Genomic DNA, 22,654 nt, shown 5'->3' with positions numbered 1-22,654 from the left:
TCATGAGGCGGTGCGGCGGGCGGTCGCCGGTCGTCCTTTCACGCCGCCTGAGGCGCCGGGCGGACCTCGAAGGCCGTCTCGGGGTCGAGCGCGCCGCGGATCAGCAGCACGTCGGGCCCGTAGGCGTTGGACACCGCCACGACACCCTCCCCGTTGCGGATCCGCGGGTCGTCCGGCAGGTCGCCGTACTGGAACACCATGCGCCCGTCGGGATGGAGCACCGCCTCGAAGGTGAGGCGCAGCCCGGTGCCCTTGAGCAGGACGCCGCGCCACTCGACGACGAACGTGCCGTTCACCGTCGCCGTGCGGACCGAGGACTGGTCGTCGTAGGCCAGGTTGTCGGTGTACGGCGCGGCCCAGGACCATTCGCCGGTCAGCGCGTCGTAGAAGAGCAGCATGCCGAGGCCGGTGACGCCCACGCTGGTGAAGGTGTCGCCGGAGAGCGGGAAGGAGAAGGGCAGCGGCACCATCGCGCTGGTGGACGCGTTGACGTCGATCACCTCGGTGCCCTCGACCCACGCGCGTGGCTTGCGCGTGCAGGCGAAGCCGGAGTCGTCGACGGGCATGCCCTGCGTCAGGTCGACGACCAGGTCTCCGGTGACCGTCAGCCGCTTCTGGACCAGCACCTCGCAGGCCCGCGCGAACACCTGGATCCACTGGGTGCCGCCGTGGACGCCGGTCAGCCGGTAGGCGCCGGTCTCGTCCGTTCTCGAGACCGCGATGTTGCGGTCCATGACCGCGACGCTCACCCCGGGCAGGGGTTTGCCCGAGCTGTCCCTGACGACGCCGGAGATGTCGTTGCTGCTGGGATACAGGGTGATGTCGAGGTCGACGACCTGTCCCTCCTCACCGAGCGTGACCTTGGAGGAGTAGTACTCCCAGTCGCTGGAGGCGATCGAGACCGTGTACTCGCCCGGCAGGGGGAACAGGCGGTACGCGCCGGTGGCATCGGTGACGGCCTGCTCCATGAGCGTCGAATCGTTCGGCATGGCGTAGCCGACCTCGACGCCCTTGAGGGGTGTGCCGGCGGGGTCGCGTACCACGCCCTGCACGACGCCCGCGCCGTAGAAGCGGATGCCCATGCCCGAGCGCAGTACGGGCACGTTGCTGGAGTACTCGAAGCCGAGCGTTCCCGTGCTGTTCTCGATGCCGATCGTGGCCGAGGAGCCGCGTGGCATCAGGCCGCTCGACAGCGACTTGTACTGGATGAGGATCTGCCCGTTCTCGTGCAGCTCCGCGGAGAAGGTGAGCCGCGCCGCGGGCTGGGAGACCAGGCTGACGTTGCGCCACTCGACGAGGTAGCGCCGGTTGGGCGCGGCGCCGAGGGTGGCGGTGAGCACCTGCGCCGAGGAGTCCACGACGAGGTCGTCCCAGAAGGCGTAGATCGCGGAGTTGGGCAGGCCGCCGCTCGGGATCGGACCGTTGATGGACAGGGTGCTGAGCCGCTGGAAGTTGATGAAGCCGTTGGTGGAGATCCACGCCTTGGTGTACGGCTTGCCGTACAGCGGGAAGGTGAAGGGCAGCGTGACCGCGACGCCCGCGTCGTCACCCGTCAGCGCCAGCGCGGTGGTGCCCGGCTCCCAGCTGAGCGTCGGGATGACGTCGCACTTGTTGTTGAAGGCGTCCTTGCGCAGCGGGGTGTCGATCTGGAGCAGCTCGTCGGAGTCGACCACGAGCGTCACCGTGGTGGAGGCGCCGCACCTGGCTCCCTGCACGTTCACCCGCCAGGTGCCGACGGGGACGCCGAGCATGGCGAAGGCGCCGTCCGACTCGGTGGTGACCGGGGCGTAGGGGGTGCCCTCGATGGTGACCACCGCGCCCGGCAGCGGCTCGCCGCCGGCCTGCCGGACCTCCCCGTAGACGTCGTAGCGGGGGACCGTGGCCAGGGACAGGTCGCGGGTGGCGGTGGCGCCGGAGACCACGGTGGCGGTGCCGGTGGCCGGCGCGAAGCCGAAGGCCCAGGCGCTGACCTCGTAGGAGCCGGGAGGCAGCGGGATGCTGAAGGTCCCGTCGGCGCCGCCGGTGAGGGTCCGCTTGACGCCGGAGGCGGTCAGGGTCACGGTCGGCTTCGGCACGGCCGCGCCGGTGGCGTCGCGGACGGTCCCGGCGAGGGTGCCGGTCTGACCGCGCGGCGCGAAGGTCACGGCGGCGAAGGCGTCCAGCCGTCCCTGCCCCCAGACCCGGTTGTTCGAGCTGTCGCCGCCGCAGCTGTAGTCGGTCACGTCGACGGCGGTCTCGTCCAGCGCCCGCCTGGTGGCGGCGATGTCGCCGCGCAGGGTGGGCGCGGCCGACCACAGCAGCGCCACCGCTCCGGCCACGTGGGGCGTGGCCATGGAGGTGCCGCTGTAGGCCGAGTAGCCGCCGCCGGGCACGGACGAGCGGACGGCCACGCCTGGCGCGGTGATGTTGGGCTTGATCGCCGTGCCCTCGGGGTCGCCGCGGCTGGAGAAGTCGGCGATCTTCCCGTCGGACTGGTAGGCGCCGACGGCGTAGGTGTTGGCGTAGTCGCCGGGCGAGTGCGCGGTGGCGCACTCGGGGCCGGCATTGCCCGCGGCGAAGAGCGGGAAGATGCCCGAGGCCACCCAGGAGTTCACGATCTCCTGGTAGAAGGGGTCGCCCGCGTCACCGCCCCAGGAGTTGCTCACCAGGTGCGGCGCCAGGTCGGGACGCGGGTTGTTGCCCTCCAGGTCGGTGGGCGCCAGCATCCACTGGCCCGCCTCCAGCAGGAAGACGTCGCTGCACCTGCTCGACTCGCAGCCCTTGGCGCTGATCCAGGTGGCGCCGGGCGCCACCCCGATCCCGCCCGCGCCGACGATGGTGCCCATGGTGTGGGTGCCGTGCCCGTTGTTGTCGCACGGCGTCGCCGAAGGCACGCCGCAGACCAGCGTCGGGTCGAACCAGTTGTAGTTGTGGTCGTAGCCGCCGTCGGCCTTGCGCCCGCGGTACTGCCCCGCCAGGGCGGGGTGGTCGTACTGAACGCCGGAGTCGATCGTGGCGACGACGATGCCCTCGCCCTTGGCGCCGAAACCGGACCAGACGCGCGGGGCGCCGACGGCGTCCACGCCCCACTCCGCGCCCGCGACCTGGGCCACGGCCTTGACCGAGCGCTCGGGCTCCGGCAGCGAGACGCTGCCAGCCGGCCGTACCCGGGCCACGTCGGGCCGCTCGGCCAGCCGCTTGACCAGGCCGGCGTCGGCGCCGCGCACCAGCACGGCGTTGACCAGCCAGTACGGCGTGAAGATCGCCTTGGAGTCCTGGAGGAAGGAGCGCAGGCCGCGCTGGCTGCGCTCGGCGGTCGAGCGCAGCGTACGGAAGCCGTGCTCCGCCTTGGCGGCATGGCCGCGTAGCGACCGCCCGCCGGACAGGTCCGCCTTCTCCTTGAGCATCACGAACACGTCGGTGGTGTCGTGCTCGGCGAGCTTGGCGGCGACCGCGCGGTCGAGCCGGTCGGGCAGGGGGTCGTTCTCGGCGGCGGCCGGCACGGCTGAGCCCAGCAGTAACGCGGGCACCAGCCAGAGGGCCGTCAGGAGGCGGCGGCGCATGTGTTTCCTTAGTCGAAGAGTGATTCGAGGTAGGCGTACGCCTCGTTGACCGACATGCCGACCATCGACTGGATGTTGGCGTACTCGAGTTCCGAGCGGGCCAGAGCCGTCCAGGTGCCGTCGCTGCCCGCGTCGATGTCAGCCTCGAGATAGGCGTTGACCAGCGCGTTGATCTCGTCGATCTGCCCCTGCGTGACGGTGGTCAGGTCGCCCTGCGGCGTGTTGACCGTGCGGAAGGCCGGTTCCATGCTCTGCATGAGGTGGGCGGTCTGCCTGCGGAGCGTGTCGCTGGTGGTGAGCAGTTCCATGGCGCGGCTGTTGGCCCGGGCGTACAGCTGCGCGTAGTGCATGACGGCACCGGACTCGGCGTTCTCGAAGATGTCGCGGACGCGCAGCAGGCCGGCCACGGTCGCGTCGGTGTCGGCGCCGTCGGGGTCCAGAGCCTCCAGGCCGACGCCGGTCAGCGACTCGTCGGCGAAGCACATGCACTCCTGGCGCGGCGACTCGTAGCTGCCGTCGATCCCGACCGCGCCGAAGGCGCGCCAGGTCTCCAGCATCTCGGGCGAGTTCTTGCCGTACAGGTCCGCGGCCGCCTGGATGGCGCCGGCGCGCGTGTCGGAGAAGCGCGAGCGCGGGCCGAGCTGGGTGGTGAGGTCGCGGTAGGCGATCTCCTGGGTCTTGTCGATGCCGACGCGGGTGGCCAGGATGTACCAGGCGTGGCTGGGGATCAGGCTGTTGAAGTGCACCCAGCCGCCGTCGGCGCAGCCCAGCCAGTACTTGCTGTAGTGGTCGGGGTGTGGCTTGCCGTCATAGCTGAGCGCGCTGGGGTTGGCCAGGTCGCGGATGACGCCGAGCGAGCTGCCCTCGCCCGCCTTCCAGCTGGTGCTGCCCTTGACCTTGTACTCGGTGAAGGCCGCGAAGACGTCGGAGAAGCTCTCGTGGAGCGAGCCGCCCTGGAAGAAGGAGAACAGGCCGGCGCTGGAGTGGGTGACGCCGTGCTGCCACTCGTGGGAGACGATGGTGAGCGTGGCGGTGCCCTCGCCGAACATGGTCTCGCCGGTCAGCGGGTCGAAGAAGGCGTTCTTGACCGGCTGGTGGTTGCGGTCGTTGGAGTAGCGGGCGTAGGAGTTCATCTTGCCGCCCTCGCCGTCCCAGCTGTCGCGGCCGAAGGTGCTCGACAGGTAGTCGTAGAAGCGGCCGCTGTGGTCGTAGACGGCGTTGACGTCGGGCTGGGACACCGGGCCCTCGCCCTCGGTCCTGGCCGGTCCGCCGCTGGGACGCGGGTTGTTGTCCAGGTCCCAGACGCTGCGGTTCTTGTACTCCAGGTGGCCGGGCTCGAACTTGACGATCCGCCCGGTGCTGAGCGCGTCGACGAAGAAGACCGTCGAACGGCCGTCGTCGGCGACCATCGGCACCCGCCAGACCAGCGTGGCCGCGACCGGCTTGCCGGGGTCCGGCTCGTCGGGCAGCAGCAGGAGCTCGGGCGCCGCGCCCGCCTTCGCGCCCGGCATGGCCCGGCCGGCGGCGGTCACGGCGGACGCGGCGGCGAGGGTCGGCTTGGTGCCGGTGGGGGCCAGGTCGGGGATGAAGTTGTTGGTCAGGCTGAGCACGGTCTTGCCCTTGGCGTCGCGGTGTACGCCGACCCGCGCGCCGTACACGGGCACGCCGTCGATCTGCTGCTGGAACCAGTCGTGCTTGAGCCCCAGCGGGTCCTTGGGCCTGGCGGGCAGCTCGGTGAGCTGGGCGACGGGATCCTTGGCCGCCATGAGCCCGGCGTTGGCGCGCAGCCAGCTCTTGACGTCCTTGCCGGCGGGGCTCCGCATGCTCAGCATCGTGGGCACGCCCAGCCAGGGGTCCTTGGCCATGGTGACGCCGGTGTCGGCGGCGATCTTCGCTCCGTCCGCGGCGTTGGAGATCCCCACCTTGGCCAGCGCCTCGGTCACGCCCGGACGGAAGTAGCCGACCGGAGCGGGCTCGGGCGGGCCCGCGGCCGCCATGGCCACCGGCAGCTCGCTCTTCGCCTTCGCCGGCGGGGCGGCGACCGCGGAACCGGAGACGGAGAACTGCGCGATCAGCAGGACGACCGCACCGGCCGCCACGACCTTCACGCGGCGCGCCGCCTGGCCGACCAGCCCGGCGGTGAAGCACCAGGCCAGGGCGAGCGCGAACGCGATCGGCCAGGGCGTGCTGACCGCCGCGAGCTCGCCGGGCCACATCAGGGCGGTGACCGTGGCCACGGTGGTGATCACGGCGGCGTACCCGGCCGAGGCGGCGAGCAGCCGGGTTCTGCCCCGGGTCAGCAGGCCGGCCGTCAGGCCGGCCGCCACGGGCCCGAGCGCGAGCAATACCATCGGCGAGCCCTGGAACAGGAAGCGGAGCGGCCAGATCCGGCCGCCGGAGGCCAGCGTGGCCGACCACCAGTCCACCGGGCCGCCCGTGGCGGCGGCCGCCGCGGTGGTGACCCCGTTCACGCTTCTGGCCAGGAAGCTCCCGACCAGTCCTTCCGCGCCGCTGACGAGCAGCGCCAGCATCGCCCATGTCACCGCGACGCAGGCCGCGGCCGCGAGCCCACCCACCCATAAGGCACGGAAAACGTTTTTGGCCAAGCGCATGGCATGCTCCACACAGGTGCGGGGGGTGACAACGGGAAGGGTGCAGACCGCCAGCACACAGGCATGCGTCGACCAGTGCTCACGGGCGCCGTAGTGAGGCCGGGGGAATTGATCACCTGGAGTATTGAGCCTCCGTCATGTTCCGTCAATATCCATTTTTCGGACTTGACCGCGTACGTGTTGATGTATACGTTTTCTCCGCTTTGATCTTGGTGTCGCTGGTCCCGGCCCGCCGTGACACGAACGCCCGGAACGAAGTCCGTTCTCACGGCCCGACCCAGCCTGGAGCAGCCGATGCGCCGCAGGTTCTTATTGGTCATGCTCGCCGTCGCGATGGCAGGGACCGGATTGACCGCCCCCGCCCTCGCCGATCCCGCCAGCCCCTCCCCCGCCCAGCCCTCCCCTGCCTCGTCCTCCACCGCCCCGTCCACCACCGCCCCGGCCTCAGGGGTCGCGCCCTCGTCGGAGCGCCACACGATCTCCGTCGGCAGGCCCGCCGACCGCAAGACCGCCCGCGAGCGTGCCGCCAAGGCGCGCAAGGCCCGGCAGGCCCGCTCTTCCGCCGGCGTCACCACGCTGGACGTCGACGCGAGCAGCGTGACCCCCGTGGGCACCGGCGCCGACGGCGCCAGGGCGCTGGCCGGCGCGCTGGTCGGCGACAGCAGCCTGGTCACGGCCTCCTACGTCACCACCCCGCCCACCACCGGCACCAACGGCCTGGGCACCGGCATCGGCGGCCTGTCCGGCACCGGCGCCCTGCTGACCACCGGCGACGCCACCCTCGCGCCGCAGGCCAACCAGTTCGACTCCGACGGGCGCGACTCGGGCGGCGGCAAGGTCCGCGGCGACAGCGCCTACGACGTCACCGTGCTCCGGGTCGACCTGGACGTCCCGACCTGGGCCAAGTGCATGACCTTCGAGGTCAAGTACTTCAGCGAGGAGTTCCCAGAGTTCGTCAGGTCCGCCTACAACGACGGCTTCGTCGCCGAGCTGGACCGCAGCACCTGGACCACCGACGAGTCGACCATCCTGGCGCCGGACAACTTCGCCTTCGACCCCTCCGGCAACGTCATCTCCACCAACACGACCGGCCTGCTGGCGATGTCCGCCTCGGCCGGGGCCGGGACGACGTACGACGGGGCCACGCCGCTGATGAAGGCCTCCACGCCGATCACCGGCGGGTCGCACAAGCTGTACCTGTCGATCTTCGACCAGCACGACGCCGTCTACGACTCGGCCGCGCTGGTACGCAAGCTCACCTACACCCAGGACGAGCCGGCCGCCTGCGGCACCGGCGCCAAGCCCGTCACCAAGCCGGTGATCTTCGTGCCGGGCATCATGGGGTCCAAGCTGAGGGACGCGAGCACCGAGTACTGGCCCGGCACCCTGGCCAAGCTGCTCAGCCTGAGCGACGCGCACCTCGACAACATCATGCTGAACGACGACGGGGAGACCGACGCCAAGGGCAACGGCGTCTACGCCTCCGAAGTCATCATGAAGATCCTCGGCATCAAATCCATCTACGCGGGCACCGTCACCCACCTGCAGAACGCCGGGTACGTGCTGGGCGACATCGAGAACCCGCAGCCGGGCGAGAACCTCTTCCTCAATCCCGTGGACTGGCGCAAGTCGTCGGACCACAACGCGAACCAGCTGCTGGACCGGATCGAGTCGGTACGGCAGGCCACCGGCGCCGACCGGGTCAACATCATCGCCCACTCCCAGGGCGGGCTGGTGACGCTGGCCGCCACCCGCATGCAGCGCTCCGTCGGCAAGATCAACCGGATCTCCACCATCGCCACGCCGTACCTGGGCGCCGCGAAGGCACTGGGCGTCATGCACTACAAGACGCCCTGCGTGATCGACCTGACCGCCGGCCGCTGCCTGCTCAACAGGAACCAGGCCGCGAAGATCACCAAGAACTTCCCCGGCTTCCTGGAGCTGCTGCCTTCCGACAACTACCACACCGTGGTCGAGCCGCCGGTCAACCGCGTACCGGGCGGACCGCTCACCCCCGACCAGGTACGTGACATGCTCAGCGACAAGAACCTGGCGCTGATCGACAAGGCCCGCGCCTGGCACCGGGCGGCAGACGCCTGGAACCCGGCCGACTCCAGGGTCGGCCTGACCCGCCTGGTGGGCACCGGCGTGACCACCCCGGTGAGCTTCGACGAGTTTCCCGAAGCGCACTGCAACGAGAAGAAGGGCTGGTGGGACGGCTGCGTCAACGGCACCGGCGTCATGATCAACTGGAGTGACCTCGGCGACGGCACCGTGCCGCTCGGCTCGGCCCGGCTCACCGCGGGGCTGCGCGGCAACTCCGTGACCGAGCCCGCCTACTCCGGCATCGGCCACGTCGAGCTGCCCAACGAGTCGCAGGTCGTCTACGACGCCGTCAACGCCATCCAGGGCGAAGGACCCACCACGGCCGCCCTCGCGGCGCAGCAGGACGACACCGTCCAGGCGGCCGCCGCCGGCGGGCTCACGGGCACCGAAGTGCAGGTCAGAGGCCCGGTCAACCTGCTGCTCACCGACGCGGGCGGGCTGCGCACCGGGTTCACCGACCCGTCGACCGAGGTCGAGCTTGAGGACATCCCCGGCAGCTCCTACGCCGCGGGCGTCGGCCCGTACAAACGCATCTCCGCCTTCCTCACCCAGGGCAAGGCCGCGGCCACCATCACCTCGACGGACTTCGGCTACGTCTACATCCGGCTGCGCACGTACGCGAACGGCGTCATCACCTCGACCATCCCCTACGAGCCCATCCTCATCGGCCCGAACGACCACATCACCCTCAACGGCGCCGGCGTCACGGTGCCCGCGACCCGGGTCTCCGTCACGCCGTGCGACTCGGGCTGCCCGGCCCAGGACCCGCTGCCCACGGTGACCGGTTCGGCGGCGGACGACGAGACCGCGCCCGACACCGACGTCACGCTCGGGTACGACGTGTACGACGGCAGGAAGCGGGTGCACATCGCCGCCTCCGCAACCGACTCCGGCGGGTCGGGCGTGGGGCGGATCGAGTGGGCCATCGTGTCCAGCGATCCGGACGACACCCCGCAGTACTCCACGTACGGCCTGCCGTTCTACTGGATGAAGCCCACCGGTTCCACCGGGACCTGGACGCTCCACCTGCGGAGCATCGACAAGGCGGGCAACATCGACGGCTCGTACGTGAAGATCCCGCTCAACCTCTGACCGGAACCCCACCGGACGCCGACCCGGCCCGCGACGACAGCCCCGGGTCGGCGTCCGTGCGCCCGTCTCGGCGAGCGTCCCGGGTCAGCGGTCGCGTCCTCCTGTCAGGCCGCGCGGGAGGACACCAGCTCGCACAGAGCCTCCAGGACCTGCTTGGCCGGGCAGTCGGGGAGCCGGCCGGCGGCCGAGCGCGCCTCGGCCGCGTACCTGGCCGCCTCCGACCCTGCGGCGGCCAGGCCGGCCGACGAGCGCAACAGCTCCAGCGCCTCGGCGTGCAGCTCGGCGTCCTGCAGCGGGCCGGTGGCCAGGAGCTCGCCGAGCCGCCCGCCCTCCCGCAGCGCCAGCAGGGCGGGCAGGGTCAGCACGCCGGCACGCAGGTCGGTCCCCGCCGCCTTGCCCGCCCGGTCCGCTCCGGAGACGATGTCGATCACGTCGTCGGACAGCTGGAAGGCCACGCCGAGTGCTTCGCCGTACTCGCCCAGCGCCGCGACCGTGCCGGCGTCGGCACCCCCGCAGATGCCGCCCAGCCGTACGGACAGCGCGATCAGGGAGGCGGACTTGTCGCGTACGACCTCCAGGTGGTGCGCGACAGGATCCTGGCCGGGACGCGGGCCCGCCACCTCCCTGACCTGCCCCATCACCAGCCGCTCGAAGGCCTCGGCCTGGGCGCGGCGCGCCTGCTCGTCCAGGCCCAGGCTGAGCGTGGCGGCGCGGGCCACCAGGTGGTCGCCGGCCAGAATCGCGATCTTGTTGTTCCAGCGGGTGTGAGCGCTGGGCACCCCGTGGCGCAGCGGCGCCTCGTCCATCACGTCGTCGTGGTACAGCGAGGCGGCGTGGACGAGCTCGACGACCGCCGCGGCGGTCGGCACCGAGTCGCGCTCCGGGTCGCCGAACTGGGCGCCCAGCAGCACCAGGAGCGGGCGCCACCGCTTGCCGCCCGCGCCCAGGAGGTAACCGGCCGTCCGGCTCACCAGGAGGTCGGGCGATTCCGCGGCTGCCACGTGCAGCCTGGCCTCCACTTCGGCCATACTCTTGCGCAGGCGTTCCGCCAGGTCAGGGTCGGTTAACTTCAGCTGCTCGATAGCCGACATATCCGCCTTCTCCGTGATATTTCATGATCCGGCAGACTCTAACCCCGAGATCCACATCACGGGGAGACGCCATGGCCGGCTCAGGGCGCACGGATCGGCGGTGCGCGGGTCAGCGATCGGGGAAGCCGGCGGGCTGACCGAAGAACCACCGGCTCACACCGCCGGAAATCCCGTGGCCGGACCCGCTCCCCGGGATCATGGACAGACCCGAGCGGGAAAATTATGGTGGAGATCGCTGGCCGGCACATGGCTGACCCGGGGACCGGTGATATGCGGAGCCACCGCGAACCGACCGTACGCGCGCTCGCCGTCGAGATCGCGACTCGGTACGGTCATGGCCGCTGAGCAGCTCATGGGCGGCAACGACCAGGCCGTGGTGCGGATCGGCGCCACGGTGCGAAGGCCGGTGCGCGCGTGGTCGGCGTCGGTCCACGAGCTGCTGCGGCACCTGGAGCGCAAGGGGTTCGGCGGCGCGCCCCGCGTCCTGGGCGTGGACGCGGAGGGCCGGGAGATCCTCACCTACCTGGCGGGCGAGATCGCCGGCGAGCCACCGTGGCCCGTGTGGGCGTGGAGCGAGGACGCGCTGGTCCAGGTGGCCCGCTGGCTGCGCGACTACCACGAGGCCGTGGCCGACTACGTGCCCTCTCCCCCGGCGCGCTGGCGGCTCGGAGGGTCATGGACACCGGGGAAGATCATCGCGCACAACGACGCCGGCCCGTTCAACGCCGCGTGGCACGAGGGCAGGCTGACCGGCTTCTTCGACTGGGACTTCGCCGGGCCGGTCACCCCGGACTCGGACGTGGCGTGGGTGGCCATCGCCTGGGTGCCGCTGTACGCGCGGCGCGCGGCGGCGGCCGACGGCTTCGGCGACCACGCCGCCCGGCCGGAGCGGCTGCGCCTCTTCCTCGAGGAGTACGGCTGGCGCGGCGGCCCCGAGGAGATCGTCCGCGAGGCGCAGGCACGCCTGCGCGTGCGGGCCGGCCAGATACGCAGATATGGCCGCGGCCCCGACGAGCTTTACGTCCAGCTGTACGAACGCGGCGTCGCCGACGACCTCGACCAGGCGATTCAAGAGTTGGCCGAATTTCCCTTGTAAAAAGTTCCGTCATGGAGAGAATGCAGTGAAGGAATCCGTTCGGACGAGAGGTGGGGCCATGAGAAGACGTCCGGTCATGGTGAAGCTCGAAGAGACGAGCATGCGCGTCGGCGCGGTCACCGCTTCGAATTCCGCCGGCAACTGACAGCGCACGCGGGTGAGGTGTTTCACCTCACCCGCGCTCGGAGGAACACGTGACGGATTGGCGCCCCCGCCTGCGGGAAAGCGTGATCGTCCAGGCCGAGGGCGACGAACTGCTCTTCCTGTGCACGGCGGACAGAACGGTGAAGAGATTCGCCGCCGACGCTTTTGTGAAACGGGTGATAACACTTCTGGACGGCACTCGCACATATGCCGAGATAGCGCGGTCCGTCGGTGACTCGCAGCCGCTCGGCGAGGTGCTGCAAATCCTCACGGAAGAGCAGCTGCTGAGCCGGGTCGGCCATCTCGAGGGCTCGTTCGCGCGGCTCGGGGACGATCGCGCCCAATTCTACGACCGCCAATTGCGGCTGCTCCAGGATTTCTGCGACCAGGGCCTCACCGACCTTTCCAGCGGCGTGCAGCTGCAGGAGCGCATCGACCGCTCGACCGCGGTGGTGTGCGGGGTCGGCGGGCTCGGCGGCTGGGTCGCGCTCTGCCTGGCGAACGCGGGTGTCGGCACCATCCGCCTGTGCGACTTCGACCGGGTCGAGCCGTCGAACCTGACCCGGCAGACCCTGTTCTGCGTCGCCGACGTGGGAGCGCCCAAGGTCGAGGCGGCCGCGTCCAGGCTGCGGGCCGCCAATCCCTTCGTCACGGCCGAGACCTTCGACCGGCGCGTCACCTCCGCCGCCGACCTCGCCGACCTGGTGGACGGGGCGGACATCGTGATCAACGCGATCGACCTGCCCACGCCCAACGACACGGCCACGTGGGTCAGCGAGGCCTGCTGGCCGGACGTGCCGCACATCCTGGGCACGGGGTACGCCTACCACATCGGCGTGCTCGGCACGACGGTCCTGCCCGGGGAGACCGCCTGCTGGACCTGTGTGCGCGCCGAGACCTTCGCCGACCACGGGCGCGACCGGGTGGAGTCGCTGGTCGGCAAGCGGCAGAAGGCGGGCGCCATCGGAGCGCTGTGCGGGCTCGTCGGCACGATTCTGGCCTGGGAGGCGATCCGCGTCCTGGCGGGGCTGCCCCCGGCGTTGAGCGGGCGGTGGAGCGAGGTGGACTTCTGGCCGCTGGAGATCCGCTCGCGGCCCATCCCGAGGCGACCCGACTGCCCCACCTGCGGGTGAGGTACCGGCGACCGGACGGCCCTGATCGCCTTGGCGGGCGAGCCGAACGAGAAAACCCCGGGAAATAACGCCGCGAATACTCCCCGAATGCTTGCCGTTATACGAGAATAGCTTTCATGGAGGTTGTCGGCGACGGAATGATTGCCCGGGCTTTCGTGAATTCTCAGCCGGTGCCGGATGATGTGGTGGTGTTCGCCGCCGGGGTGTCACGGTCCACCACCACCGAGGCGACGGAATTTCGCCGGGAAGCCGATCTGCTCCACCAGGTCATCGGCAGGGCGCGGCGACGCCGGCTGCTCTACTTCTCCACCGCGTCGGCGCATCTCTATGGAAACGGCGGCGGATCGCCCTGTTCGGAAGAAGACCCGGTCCGCCCCACCACCGCGTACGGGCGGCACAAGGTGGAGATGGAGAAAGTGATACGGGCCTCCGGAGTGGATCATCTCATCCTCCGGGTGACGGAGGTCGTCGGACCGCACCAACGGCGGCACCAGCTGCTCCCCGCACTGTTTTCCCAGGTGAAAGACGGTGCGGTGACCGTCTACCGGGGGGCGCGCCGCGATCTCGTCGACGTCGCGGACCTCGTGTCCATCGCCGCGGAACTCCTGTCCGGCGACCTCCGTCACGCGACGGTCAACGTCGCCTCGGGCCATCCCGTGACCGCCGAAGAAATCATCTCCTATCTGACGGAACTGTCCGGCCGAGCCGTCACCAAGGTCTATGTGGACATCCCGGCGAACGACTACAACGTGTCAACGAAACGAATGGCGCAACACGCGCCGTCGACGGCCCGGATGGGTTTCTCGCCGACCTACTATCGACGCGTCATCGACCGCTATTACCGTTCCTGAACAAGCTCAGGCGTGCGCGGCCGCGTGAATGCCGTAGAGGTCCGCGTAAATGCCGTTCCGGGTGAGCAGTTCGTCATGCCTGCCGGACTCCACCAGCTTTCCGGCGGCCATCACCAGAATGAGGTCCGCGTCGGCCACGGTGGAGAAACGGTGGGAGACGATGACGCTGATCGCTCCGTTCGAGGCCGCGAGTTCGCGGGAACGCTGCGCGTAGCGGCTGAAGATGGCGTGCTCGCTCGGCGCGTCCAGGGACGCGGTGGGCTCGTCCAGGACGAACAGCAGGGGCCGCGCCCGCACTCCGGAGCGGGCGAGCGCCACCTTCTGCCACTGGCCCTCCGACAGCTCGATCCCGCCGAAACGGCGGCCGAGCTCGGTGGCGGGACCGTCGGGCAGGCGGGAGACCAGCGCCTCGGCGTCGGCGGTGCGCACCGTGGCGTTCAGGTCGCCCGGCGCGCCCATCATGACGGAGTCCTCGAAGGTGGTGCAGTAGCGGCCGAAGTCCTGGAAGGCGGCGCTCATCGAGGCCCGCCAGCCGTCGGTGTCCAGGGCCGACAGCTCCACGCCGTCGACGAGGATGCTGCCCGAGTCCGGGGCGTACATCTTCGCCAGGAGCTTGACCAGCGTGGTCTTGCCGGAACCGTACTCGCCGACCACCGCGACCACCGCTCCGGCGGGCAGCCGCACGGACAGGTCCTCGAGGACGGGCTCGGTGGTCCCCGGGTAGGTGAAGGACACGTTCCGCAGCTCGATCCCGTGGTGCAGCCGGGCGGGCGGGGCCGCGTCGGCGGTGTCGCGGTGCGTGCGGGCGTACTCCATGAGCCACAGGTAGGGCCGCAGCAGCCGGCGGTACCCGCCGGCCTGCATGGATCGGTGCAGCGCGTGCTCGACCACGTTGCGGAACTGCACGCCCATGGACACGGCCAGGATGATGTCCCCCGGGCGGCCTGTCGCCGTGACCAGGAAGATCGCCAGGGTGAAGCCGGCGCCGAAGACCAGCCAGCCCGCCGACGACCAGCCGGCGGCGATCAGGGCGGCGCGGGCGCGTGAGCGCGTGACCCGTTCCCACGCTTCGGCCTGCAGCTTGAGCGCCTCCCCCGCGGCGCCGTAGACGCGCAGCTCCTTCAGCGCGGCCGGGTTGACGCAGATGTCGTCGTACAGGTCCCGATGGAGGCGCAGGTCTTCGGCCGACCGCAGGTCCTCTTCGGCGATCTTCTTGCGGCCGTGCCGCTCCATGGCCAGCTGTACGGCCGCGCACGGCAGCAGCGCGAGCAGCCAGGGGTTCACGCCGCCCAGCACCACGAGCGCCACCAGCAGCCCGATCGTGGCGGCGACGGCCTGGAGGATCGACCACGCCCAGTCCACCACCGCGCCGGACTGGCCGCGCAACGTGGTGACCCGATCCAGGAACTCGGGCTCCTCCAGGTGCCGCACCTGCGGCAGCTCCGCGCACGCGCGCAGGATCCGGGGCTCCACCTCGGTGAGGCTGATCCGCTCGACCAGGTGGATGGTCCGCAGGTAGGCGATGTGCTCGACGCCGAGGTTGAGGGTGAGCACCAGCGCGGCGCCCAGCGCCGCCACCCCTATGGCGGTGGCGGTGCCCGCCTGGGTGGCCTCCACCAGCGCGCGCAGCGTGAGCCCCACGGCCGCGAACATGACCGTCGAGGCCACGTGCCAGCCGATCAGGAAGGCCGTCGACCCGGGATAGCGCTGCAGGCACAGCACGATCAGCTCACGCCACAGGCGCGCGTACTCCCTCACGCGAGATCTCCTTCGTCCAGCCGGTCGTCGTATCCCTGGCTGAAGCGCTGGGCTTGAAGCGCGTACATGGTGGCGTACTGCCCGCCCTCGGCCATGAGCTCCTCGTGCGTCCCGGACTCGGTGATCCGGCCGCCGTCGAGCAGCACGATCCGGTCCGCCTGCCGTACCGTCGAGAGGCGGTGCGAGATCAGCACCACGCTGATCCCCTCGGTGATGTCCGGCAGCCGCTGGAACAGGTCGTGCTCGGTGCGGACGTCCAGGTGGGCCGTGGGCTCGTCCAGCACCAGGATCCTGGCCCCCCGGCGGGTGGCGTAGAGCGCGCGGGCGAGCGCGACCTGCTGCCACTGGCCGCCCGACAGGTCCACCCCCGCGGTACGGCTGCGCGACAGCGGCGTGTCGTAGCCGCCGGACAGCCGGCTCACCACGGGGACCAGCCCGGCATCCCGGACGACGTCGGAGAGCAGGCCGGGGTCGGCGGCTCCGAGGGCGATGTTGTCGCGCAGGGAGAGGGGGTATTTCAGGAAGTCCTGGAACACCACGCTCAGCCGGGACTGCCAGTCGGGGATGCCGGCGATGTCCGTCCCGTCGGCGAGGATCCTGCCCGAGTCGGGCCGGTACAGCCCGGCCAGCAGCTTGGTCAGCGTCGACTTGCCCGCTCCGTTGAGCCCGACCAGCGCCAGCAGCTCCCCCGGCCTGATCTCCAGATCGACGCCGTTGAGCACCTGCCGGCCCGGATAGCTGAAGCGCACGTTCTCCAAGCGCAGCAGCGGCGGCGGGACCGCGGGGGTCTCGGCGTGCGCGCGCAGCGGGATCGGCGCGGGGTTGATCCGCTCGAGCTCCCCGGCGGCCCGCCTGACCGGCCGGGCTCCTTCCAGGGAGATCACGTCGTCGGTCCGGATGGCCACGCTGAACACCGACCAGGCCGCGGTGACCACGGCCACCTCCAGCGCGATGCTCCCCTGGCCGGCCGCCGTGCCGAGGGCCACCCAGGTGAAGGCCACGGCGCATCCGGCCAGCGGGAGGAACAGCGCCAGCCACAGCCCGCGCAGCACCCGCCGGTCGTCCTCCCACACGGGATCCACGTGGGTGCGCATGTCACGCGTATAGTGCCCGAGCAGCCATTCACTCGCTCCGAAGACGCGCAGCTCCCGGCCCGCCGCCGGCGTGGTGGCGACCTCGCCCCAGTACTTCCAGCGCCGGTGGTACAGGACGCCCTCCACCCAGATCCGGAAATGCCGGACCCACTGGCGGCCGTGCACCATGCGGAAGAACACCGCCGGGATGACCGTCGCCGGCACCAGCCACCACGACCACCAGGACAGCACCACCGAGGACGCCGCCAGCCCGACGGCATGGCCCACCAGCTCCAGCTGGCTCACGGCGCCGTCGCCCGAGGTCCTGTCGACCCAGTCCCGTGGCTCCGCCGTGGTCGTCTTCACCCGGTCCTGGACGTCCTGCCGCTCGGCCACGTCCACGGTCGGCACCCCCATCACCAGGGCGGCGATCCGGGTGCGGTGCGCGCCGTCGATGCGGTCGGCCGCCAGCCGCCCCACGGGGAACCGGAACGCCAGAGCCATCTGCCCGGCCAGCACCACGCCGCTCATGAGCAGCACCGGCGCCAGCGCGGATCGGCCGTCCGCCGCCACCAGTTCCTGGACGGCGAGTGCGATGCCCGCGGGCACCACCGCATCGATGAGGACCATCACGACCAGCGCGATGGTCACCGCCGGGCCCGCGTAGCGGAAGAGCCTCAGCAGGTCCAGCCTTTCTCGCATGGGCATCCCTCAGGCAAGGCCGATAAAACTTTCCAATCTCTCGCGAAATCTTGCGCAGCGTATGTCCGGTTCTGCGGGTCGGTCAATGGACTCACCTCTGCGGCCGGCAGCCCATCAACACGGCTCTTGACGATCAGAAAGTGGTCACATACGCTCCGGCTAGCTTATCGGGGGCAGTCCGAAAGTTTCGGCAGGAGCGGGCTCTGCGATGGGCTGAATGCAGGGATACATGTGTCCTTCGGTCCACGCGAGCACGTGACTGCGAGGGTGATCTGCGTCAATGCCGAATGTCTCCAGCGCGCTCACGCACGAGCTCACGCTGACGGAGTGCGAACCGATCGTCGTTTCCTTCCAGGGCGATCGCGCCGGCGAGGGGCCCTTGACCCTCGGCCAGCTGAACATCCTGCGCTGGCTGGACGGTTTTCCCGAGTCGCACGGCTGGATGCGGTGGGTGCTGGAGCTGCCCGGGGGCACCGGGCTGGACGACGTCACCGAGACCTTCGCCGTCCTGCTGGCCCGCCACGAAGGGCTGCGCTCCACGTACGTGACCGGCTCTTCCCCGGCCCAGCGGGTCGCCGCGGCAGGTGAGCTGATCATCCACCGCTTCGACGCCGGCACCGGGCCGGCCGGGGCCGGCACGCTGGCGGCGGAGCTCGGAACCCTCCTCGACACGCGCCCCCCGTGCAACCCCACGACGCATCCGCTGCGCGTCGCCCTGGCCACGCGTGGCGGCGAGGTCCTCGCCGGCGTCATGGACCTCTCTCACCTGACCGCGGACTTCCTGGGCCTGGCCGTCTTCGGCCGGGAGTTCGCACGCATGGTGGGCCACCCCGCCGACCGTGAGGTCGGGGACGTCCGTCATCAGCCGCTGGACCAGGCCTGGGCCGAGCGGCGTCCGCCGTTGTCGCGCCGTACGGCGAGCGCTCTGGCGCTGTGGGAGAGCGTGCTGAACCGGGCACCGCACCACCTCTACACGGCCGCCTCCACGGGCTCGCCGCGCGAGTCGGTCGCCGCCGAACTGTGCTCGCGGGCCGCGGCGGCGGCCCTGGCCCGGATAGAGGCGCGCGCCGGGTTCGGCCGCCCGGCGATCGTGCTGGCGGCGATCTGCACCGTGCTCTCCCAGCGCACCGGTCACTCCACCGGTGACTTCCTGACGCTTTCCAGCAACCGGTACGACAGCCGGTCGGCGGGCTACCTCGGGACTTTGGTGCAGTCGGCCCCCATGAGCGTCGACCTGCGCTCCATGAGTTTCGACGCATGCGTCCATCAGGCCTGGCTGGCGACCGTGAAGGCGGGCAAGCACGGCATCTACGACGTCGAGAAACGCACGCACCTCGCCGAACAGGCCCAGCACCGGCGGGGTGTCCGCTTCTGCTTCGAGCCCTTGTTCAACAATCTCGTGGTGGGCCGGATCGACTCCCAGCCTGCGAGCGCGCCGGCCGAGACCGCCCTCACCTGGACGCCGATGGTGGAGACCGACGTCATGCTCAGGTTCGACCTGTTCGCCGCGGAGGAGACGCTCCGCCTGCGACTGTGGACCGGCCACCTGGACCGGGTCCCCAGGGACGAGCTCGAACGGATCCTGCTGGCGATCGAGAGCCTCCTCCTGTCGGCGGCCTCCGAGGATCTGAGCCCCCGGAGGATGGACGAGGTCACCGGGCTGGCTCCGCTTCCACGCGACGGCGACTGGCTGCCGGTCGACTCGTGCTGGATCCAGGTCGGCGAGGTGCAGCGGCTCCTCGACGAGGTGCTCACCCCGCTGCCCGCCCGGGTCTTCCCCGAGGTCCGGGGTGAGCCGCTGGTGGCCTTCCTCGCCCGTGGCCCGCGGGTCGGATCCGCCGAAGAGGCACACGCGCTCTGCATGGAGGGCCTGCGCCACCGGCCCACCGCGATGACACCCCGCCGCTACGTGCTCTGCGATCGCGCCCCGGACGACGTGACCGACCTGGACGCCTGGCTGAGCCGGCCCGTGGTGGCGCAGGGCGCGGGCCGTACGACAGGACACCCGGGATGACCGGCGTCGCCGGCCGGTGGATGCGCCACGTTCAGGCCCATCCCCAGGACATCGCGATCGACACCAGGAACCGGGCCGCCACCTACCACGACCTGGCCGTGCGAGCCTCGGGACACCTGGCGGAACTCGACGCCGTCCCGGGCGGCGATCCCGTGCTCATCGTGTGCGCCGATCCGGTGGAGACCGTCGCCGCGATGCTCGCGGCCATGGCCTGCGGCCGCGTGTTCGCTCCGGTGGACGTACGGACGCCGCCCGCGCGACTGGCCATGGCCATCGACGACCTGCGGCCGGGAGCCGTCGTCGTCGACCGGGCCGGATCGCCGGCCCTGGCCGGAGCCGGCAGGGAGGGGTTCCGGACCCTGGACGCCCGGGACGTACGGGATCACGCGGTGGAGCCGGCACGATGGGACCCCGGCGAGCCGGACGGCCCCGGCTACGTCTATTTCACCTCGGGCACCACGGGCCGGCCGAAGGGGGTCGTGGGCAGCCTCCCGGCGATCACGCATTTCATCACGTGGGAGATCGACCTCCTGGGCGCCGGCAGGGGGACGCGCGTCTCCTCGCTGACCTCTCCCGGATTCGACGCCTTCCTGCGCGACGCCTTCGTCCCGCTGTGCTCGGGCGGGACGATGGTCGTGGCCCCGCACAGCGCCCGCAGCGGCCAGGGGCTCGCCCACTGGCTGGAGAGCAATCGGGTGCGGATCCTCCACTGCGTCCCCACGGTCTTCCGCACGCTCCGAGCGGTGAATCTGGCACCCGCGTCGCTGAGCGAGCTGCGCACCGTCCTGCTGGCGGGCGAAGCGCTGCGCCCCTCCGACGTCCGCTCCTGGCAGGCGCTGTTCGGGACGGAGAAGGAGCTGATCAACCTCTACGGCCCCACCGAGACCACGATGACCAAGCTCTTCCACCGGGTCACCGCCGCGGACGCGACGGCGGAGTCGATCCCCGTCGGCAAGCCGCTCCCAGGCGTGGCGGTGCGGCTGCTGGAGTCGGGCGAGGTCGAGCTGCGCACGCCCTTCCCGCTCCACGGCTACCTCGGGGAACAACAGGGCGGCTTCGACCCGTCCGATCCGCACCGATTCCGGACGGGCGACCTCGGGCGGTTCCGGCCGGACGGCTCTCTGGAGCTCCTGGGCAGACGAGACCGGCAGGTCAAGGTGAACGGCGTGCGCGTCGAGCTCGACGACGTGGCGAACGTGCTCATGCGCTGTCCCGGGATCCACGACGCCCACGTCGTCCTCGCCGATGAGAAGCTCTGCGCGTACGTGGTCGCCGATGACGGCCACCACGAGCAGGAGGTGCTGCGCCATCTGCGCGAGCATCTCCCGCCCGGCGTCATTCCCACCGTGTTCGTCCGGCTCGACGAACTGCCACGGACCTTGAGTGGGAAGGTCGACCGCCCCCGGCTACCCCAGCCTCCGGAGAAGACCCGCGGAAGAGAAAGAGCCGATGCGTTTTAGTCTGTTCTACTTCGCCGACGACAGCACGCAACCTTCCGCCAACCGCTACGAGCTGCTCCTGGAGGGGGCACGCTACGCGGACACGCACGGCTTCACGGCCGTGTGGACGCCGGAGCGCCACTTCCACGCCTTCGGCGGGCTCTATCCGAACTCCGCGGTGACCGGCGCGGCCGTCGCCGCGGTCACCGAACGCGTGGCCGTCCGCGCGGGCAGCGTGGTCGCCCCGCTGCATCACCCGATCCGCATCGCCGAGGACTGGGCGGTGGTCGACAACCTGTCCGGCGGGCGGGTGGGGGTGTCCTTCGCCTCCGGGTGGCACGCGGTGGACTTCGCCTTCAACCCCGGCGCGTACGCCGACCGGACCCGCATCACCGTCGAGACGCTGGAACAGGTCCGCCGGTTGTGGCGGGGGGACGAGATGACCGTCGTCACCGGGGTGGGCGAGGAACAACCGGTCCGCATCTTCCCGCCTCCGGTCCAGCCGGAGCTCCCAGTCTGGCTGACGAGCTCCGGCAGCGTCGAGACGTTCCGTACGGCCGGCACCCTCGGCGTCGGCGTCCTCACCAACCTGCTCAACCAGAGCGTCGACGAGCTGGCGCTCAAGATCAAGGAATACCGGGCGGGGCTCGACGGCAGGCCCGGCGACGTGGTGGTGATGCTGCACACCTACCTGGGGCCGCCGACCGACGCCGTGCGGGAGGCGCTGACGGCGTACGTCCGCAGTTCGGTCGGCCTGCACCTGGGCTCCAGCGCGGGCTCCGCGCGCAACGTCGACCCCGCCGCGCTCGGCCGGAAGGGCGTCGAGTTCATGACGCGCAGAGCCGTCAAACGCTTCTTCGACGAGGCGGGCCTGCTGGGCGAGCCGGACGTCGCGGCGGAACGGGTCCGCCGGCTGGCGGCGATCGGCGTGGACGAGATCGCCTGCCTCATCGACTTCGGCCTGGAGACGTCCGCGGTGCTCGGGAGCCTGGATCAGCTGGGCAAGCTGCTGAACAGCGGTGATCACTGATGGCCGCGCACACCAAGAGGCGCCTGCCCGAAGCCGAGGTAAAAGGGCTCGTCCATCGCGCCCTCGGACGCCGCGCCGTCGCCGCGCGAGAGCTCGGAGCGGGTACGTTCGCCGCCCTGTGGCGCGTCCGGCTGGACGACGGTTCCGAGGTGGTCCTCAAGCTGAGCCCTCCCGGCGATGCCGGACTCCTCGCCTACGAGCGGGACATCATCCGGACGGAGGCGCTGTTCTACCCCCTCGCCGAAGGGACCGGCGTCCCGCAGCCCCGGCTGCTCCACGCCTGCCTCGATGGCCCCGTACCGCATCTGATCATGACCGCGGTCGAAGGGATTCCCTGGTCGGAGGCGGCCGAACGGCTGGCCGAGGAGGAGTCCAGGCAGTTGCGCCGCACGCTCGGGCAGCACGTCGCCGCGCTGCACCGCATTAAGGGGACGGAGTTCGGCTACCCGCACCTGCCCCGGATGAGGGCCGCCACCTGGAAGGAGGCCTTCCTGGCCATGGTCGACGGCCTGCTCGCCGACGCCGTCCGGTTCGACGCGGACCTTCCCTGGCCGGCCGGCGAGATCGCGCGTGCCGTACGGGCCGAGGCCGGCGCGCTCGATGAGGTCACCGAGCCCGCCCTGGTCCATTTCGATCTGTGGCCCGGCAACATCCTGCTGGACCTCGACCGCCGGCCGCCGCGCATCGCGGCGCTGATCGATCACGAACGCGCGTTCTGGGGGGATCCGCTGGCGGACTTCGTCTCCCTCGACGTGTACGGCAGAGCCGAGCACGACCCGGACCTGCTGCGGGGCTACCGGCAGGCCGGCGGACGCCTCGAGCTCACCGAGAGCGCGCTCACCCGGCTCGCTCTCTACCGGACCTACCTCTACCTGATCATGATCATCGAGGAGCGGCCCCGTGGCTTCGATGACGCCGACCGCCATGACCGTGTCGTGAAAGGGCTCCTCGAACAGCTGATCCGCTGAAGC

The 22,654-nt window shown here is 70.8% G+C and carries 13 protein-coding genes; 8 read left to right on the top strand and 5 right to left on the bottom strand.

What is annotated here, in order from left to right:
- Positions 1 to 38: 38 nt before the first annotated feature.
- Positions 39 to 3,542 carry a S8 family serine peptidase gene (locus tag ACFKCF_RS07775; RefSeq protein ID WP_394492130.1) on the bottom strand — a complete coding sequence of 1,168 codons (3,504 nt, stop codon included), beginning with the start codon at positions 3,540 to 3,542 and terminating at the stop codon, positions 39 to 41.
- Positions 3,543 to 3,550: 8 nt separating this feature from the next.
- On the bottom strand, positions 3,551 to 6,154 hold the full coding sequence (locus tag ACFKCF_RS07770) for a M4 family metallopeptidase (protein WP_394492128.1): 2,604 nt from the start codon (positions 6,152 to 6,154) through the stop codon (positions 3,551 to 3,553).
- Between the two features lie 294 nt (positions 6,155 to 6,448).
- On the opposite strand from ACFKCF_RS07770, the gene ACFKCF_RS07765 reads away from it, so the two are divergent.
- Positions 6,449 to 9,352, top strand: coding sequence for a choice-of-anchor L domain-containing protein (locus ACFKCF_RS07765; protein WP_394492125.1), 2,904 nt, complete (start codon positions 6,449 to 6,451; stop codon positions 9,350 to 9,352).
- Positions 9,353 to 9,456: 104 nt separating this feature from the next.
- On the opposite strand, the gene ACFKCF_RS07760 is transcribed toward ACFKCF_RS07765, so the two are convergent.
- Entirely contained in the window at positions 9,457 to 10,443 is a 987-nt protein-coding gene (locus ACFKCF_RS07760; RefSeq protein ID WP_394492122.1) for a polyprenyl synthetase family protein, read from the bottom strand.
- 334 nt (positions 10,444 to 10,777) lie between these two features.
- Between ACFKCF_RS07760 and ACFKCF_RS07755 the strand changes: the two genes are divergently transcribed.
- From ACFKCF_RS07755 to ACFKCF_RS07745, 3 genes are all read left to right on the top strand, one after another.
- Positions 10,778 to 11,539 carry a phosphotransferase gene (locus tag ACFKCF_RS07755; RefSeq protein WP_394492120.1) on the top strand — a complete coding sequence of 254 codons (762 nt, stop codon included), beginning with the start codon at positions 10,778 to 10,780 and terminating at the stop codon, positions 11,537 to 11,539.
- A 194-nt stretch (positions 11,540 to 11,733) separates the two neighbouring features.
- Entirely contained in the window at positions 11,734 to 12,816 is a 1,083-nt protein-coding gene (locus tag ACFKCF_RS07750; RefSeq protein ID WP_394492117.1) for a HesA/MoeB/ThiF family protein, read from the top strand.
- A 116-nt stretch (positions 12,817 to 12,932) separates the two neighbouring features.
- On the top strand, positions 12,933 to 13,667 hold the full coding sequence (locus ACFKCF_RS07745; RefSeq protein ID WP_394492115.1) for an NAD-dependent epimerase/dehydratase family protein: 735 nt from the start codon (positions 12,933 to 12,935) through the stop codon (positions 13,665 to 13,667).
- A gap of 6 nt (positions 13,668 to 13,673) precedes the next feature.
- Here the strand turns inward: ACFKCF_RS07745 and ACFKCF_RS07740 are convergent, their stop codons facing one another.
- Both ACFKCF_RS07740 and ACFKCF_RS07735 read right to left on the bottom strand, forming a co-directional pair.
- A complete protein-coding gene (locus ACFKCF_RS07740; protein ID WP_394492112.1) occupies positions 13,674 to 15,425 on the bottom strand; it encodes an ABC transporter ATP-binding protein in 1,752 nt (583 codons plus the stop codon).
- On the bottom strand, positions 15,422 to 17,200 hold the full coding sequence (locus ACFKCF_RS07735; RefSeq protein WP_394492110.1) for an ABC transporter ATP-binding protein: 1,779 nt from the start codon (positions 17,198 to 17,200) through the stop codon (positions 15,422 to 15,424). The genes ACFKCF_RS07740 and ACFKCF_RS07735 overlap by 4 nt, the downstream gene beginning before the upstream one ends.
- 280 nt (positions 17,201 to 17,480) lie before the next feature.
- Here ACFKCF_RS07735 and ACFKCF_RS07730 point away from each other — a divergent pair, with 280 nt between their 5' ends.
- From ACFKCF_RS07730 to ACFKCF_RS07715, 4 genes are read left to right on the top strand one after another with little or no spacing between them, the layout of a single operon-like run.
- On the top strand, positions 17,481 to 19,214 hold the full coding sequence (locus tag ACFKCF_RS07730) for a condensation domain-containing protein (protein WP_394492108.1): 1,734 nt from the start codon (positions 17,481 to 17,483) through the stop codon (positions 19,212 to 19,214).
- Positions 19,211 to 20,674, top strand: a complete 1,464-nt coding sequence (locus tag ACFKCF_RS07725; RefSeq protein WP_394492106.1) for an amino acid adenylation domain-containing protein — start codon at positions 19,211 to 19,213, stop codon at positions 20,672 to 20,674. The genes ACFKCF_RS07730 and ACFKCF_RS07725 overlap by 4 nt, the downstream gene beginning before the upstream one ends.
- The gene (locus ACFKCF_RS07720) at positions 20,664 to 21,683 is read left to right on the top strand and encodes a MupA/Atu3671 family FMN-dependent luciferase-like monooxygenase (RefSeq protein WP_394492104.1); all 1,020 of its coding nucleotides are present in this window, start codon (positions 20,664 to 20,666) and stop codon (positions 21,681 to 21,683) included. Before ACFKCF_RS07725 ends, ACFKCF_RS07720 begins: the two co-directional genes overlap by 11 nt.
- Complete coding sequence (locus tag ACFKCF_RS07715; RefSeq protein WP_394492102.1) at positions 21,683 to 22,651, top strand: phosphotransferase family protein; 969 nt, start codon at positions 21,683 to 21,685, stop codon at positions 22,649 to 22,651. The genes ACFKCF_RS07720 and ACFKCF_RS07715 overlap by 1 nt, the downstream gene beginning before the upstream one ends.
- Positions 22,652 to 22,654: the final 3 nt, after the last annotated feature.

Source organism: Nonomuraea sp. JJY05 (assembly GCF_043496855.1).
Lineage (GTDB): Bacteria > Actinomycetota > Actinomycetes > Streptosporangiales > Streptosporangiaceae > Nonomuraea.
This window is presented reverse-complemented; position numbering and strand designations above follow the sequence as displayed.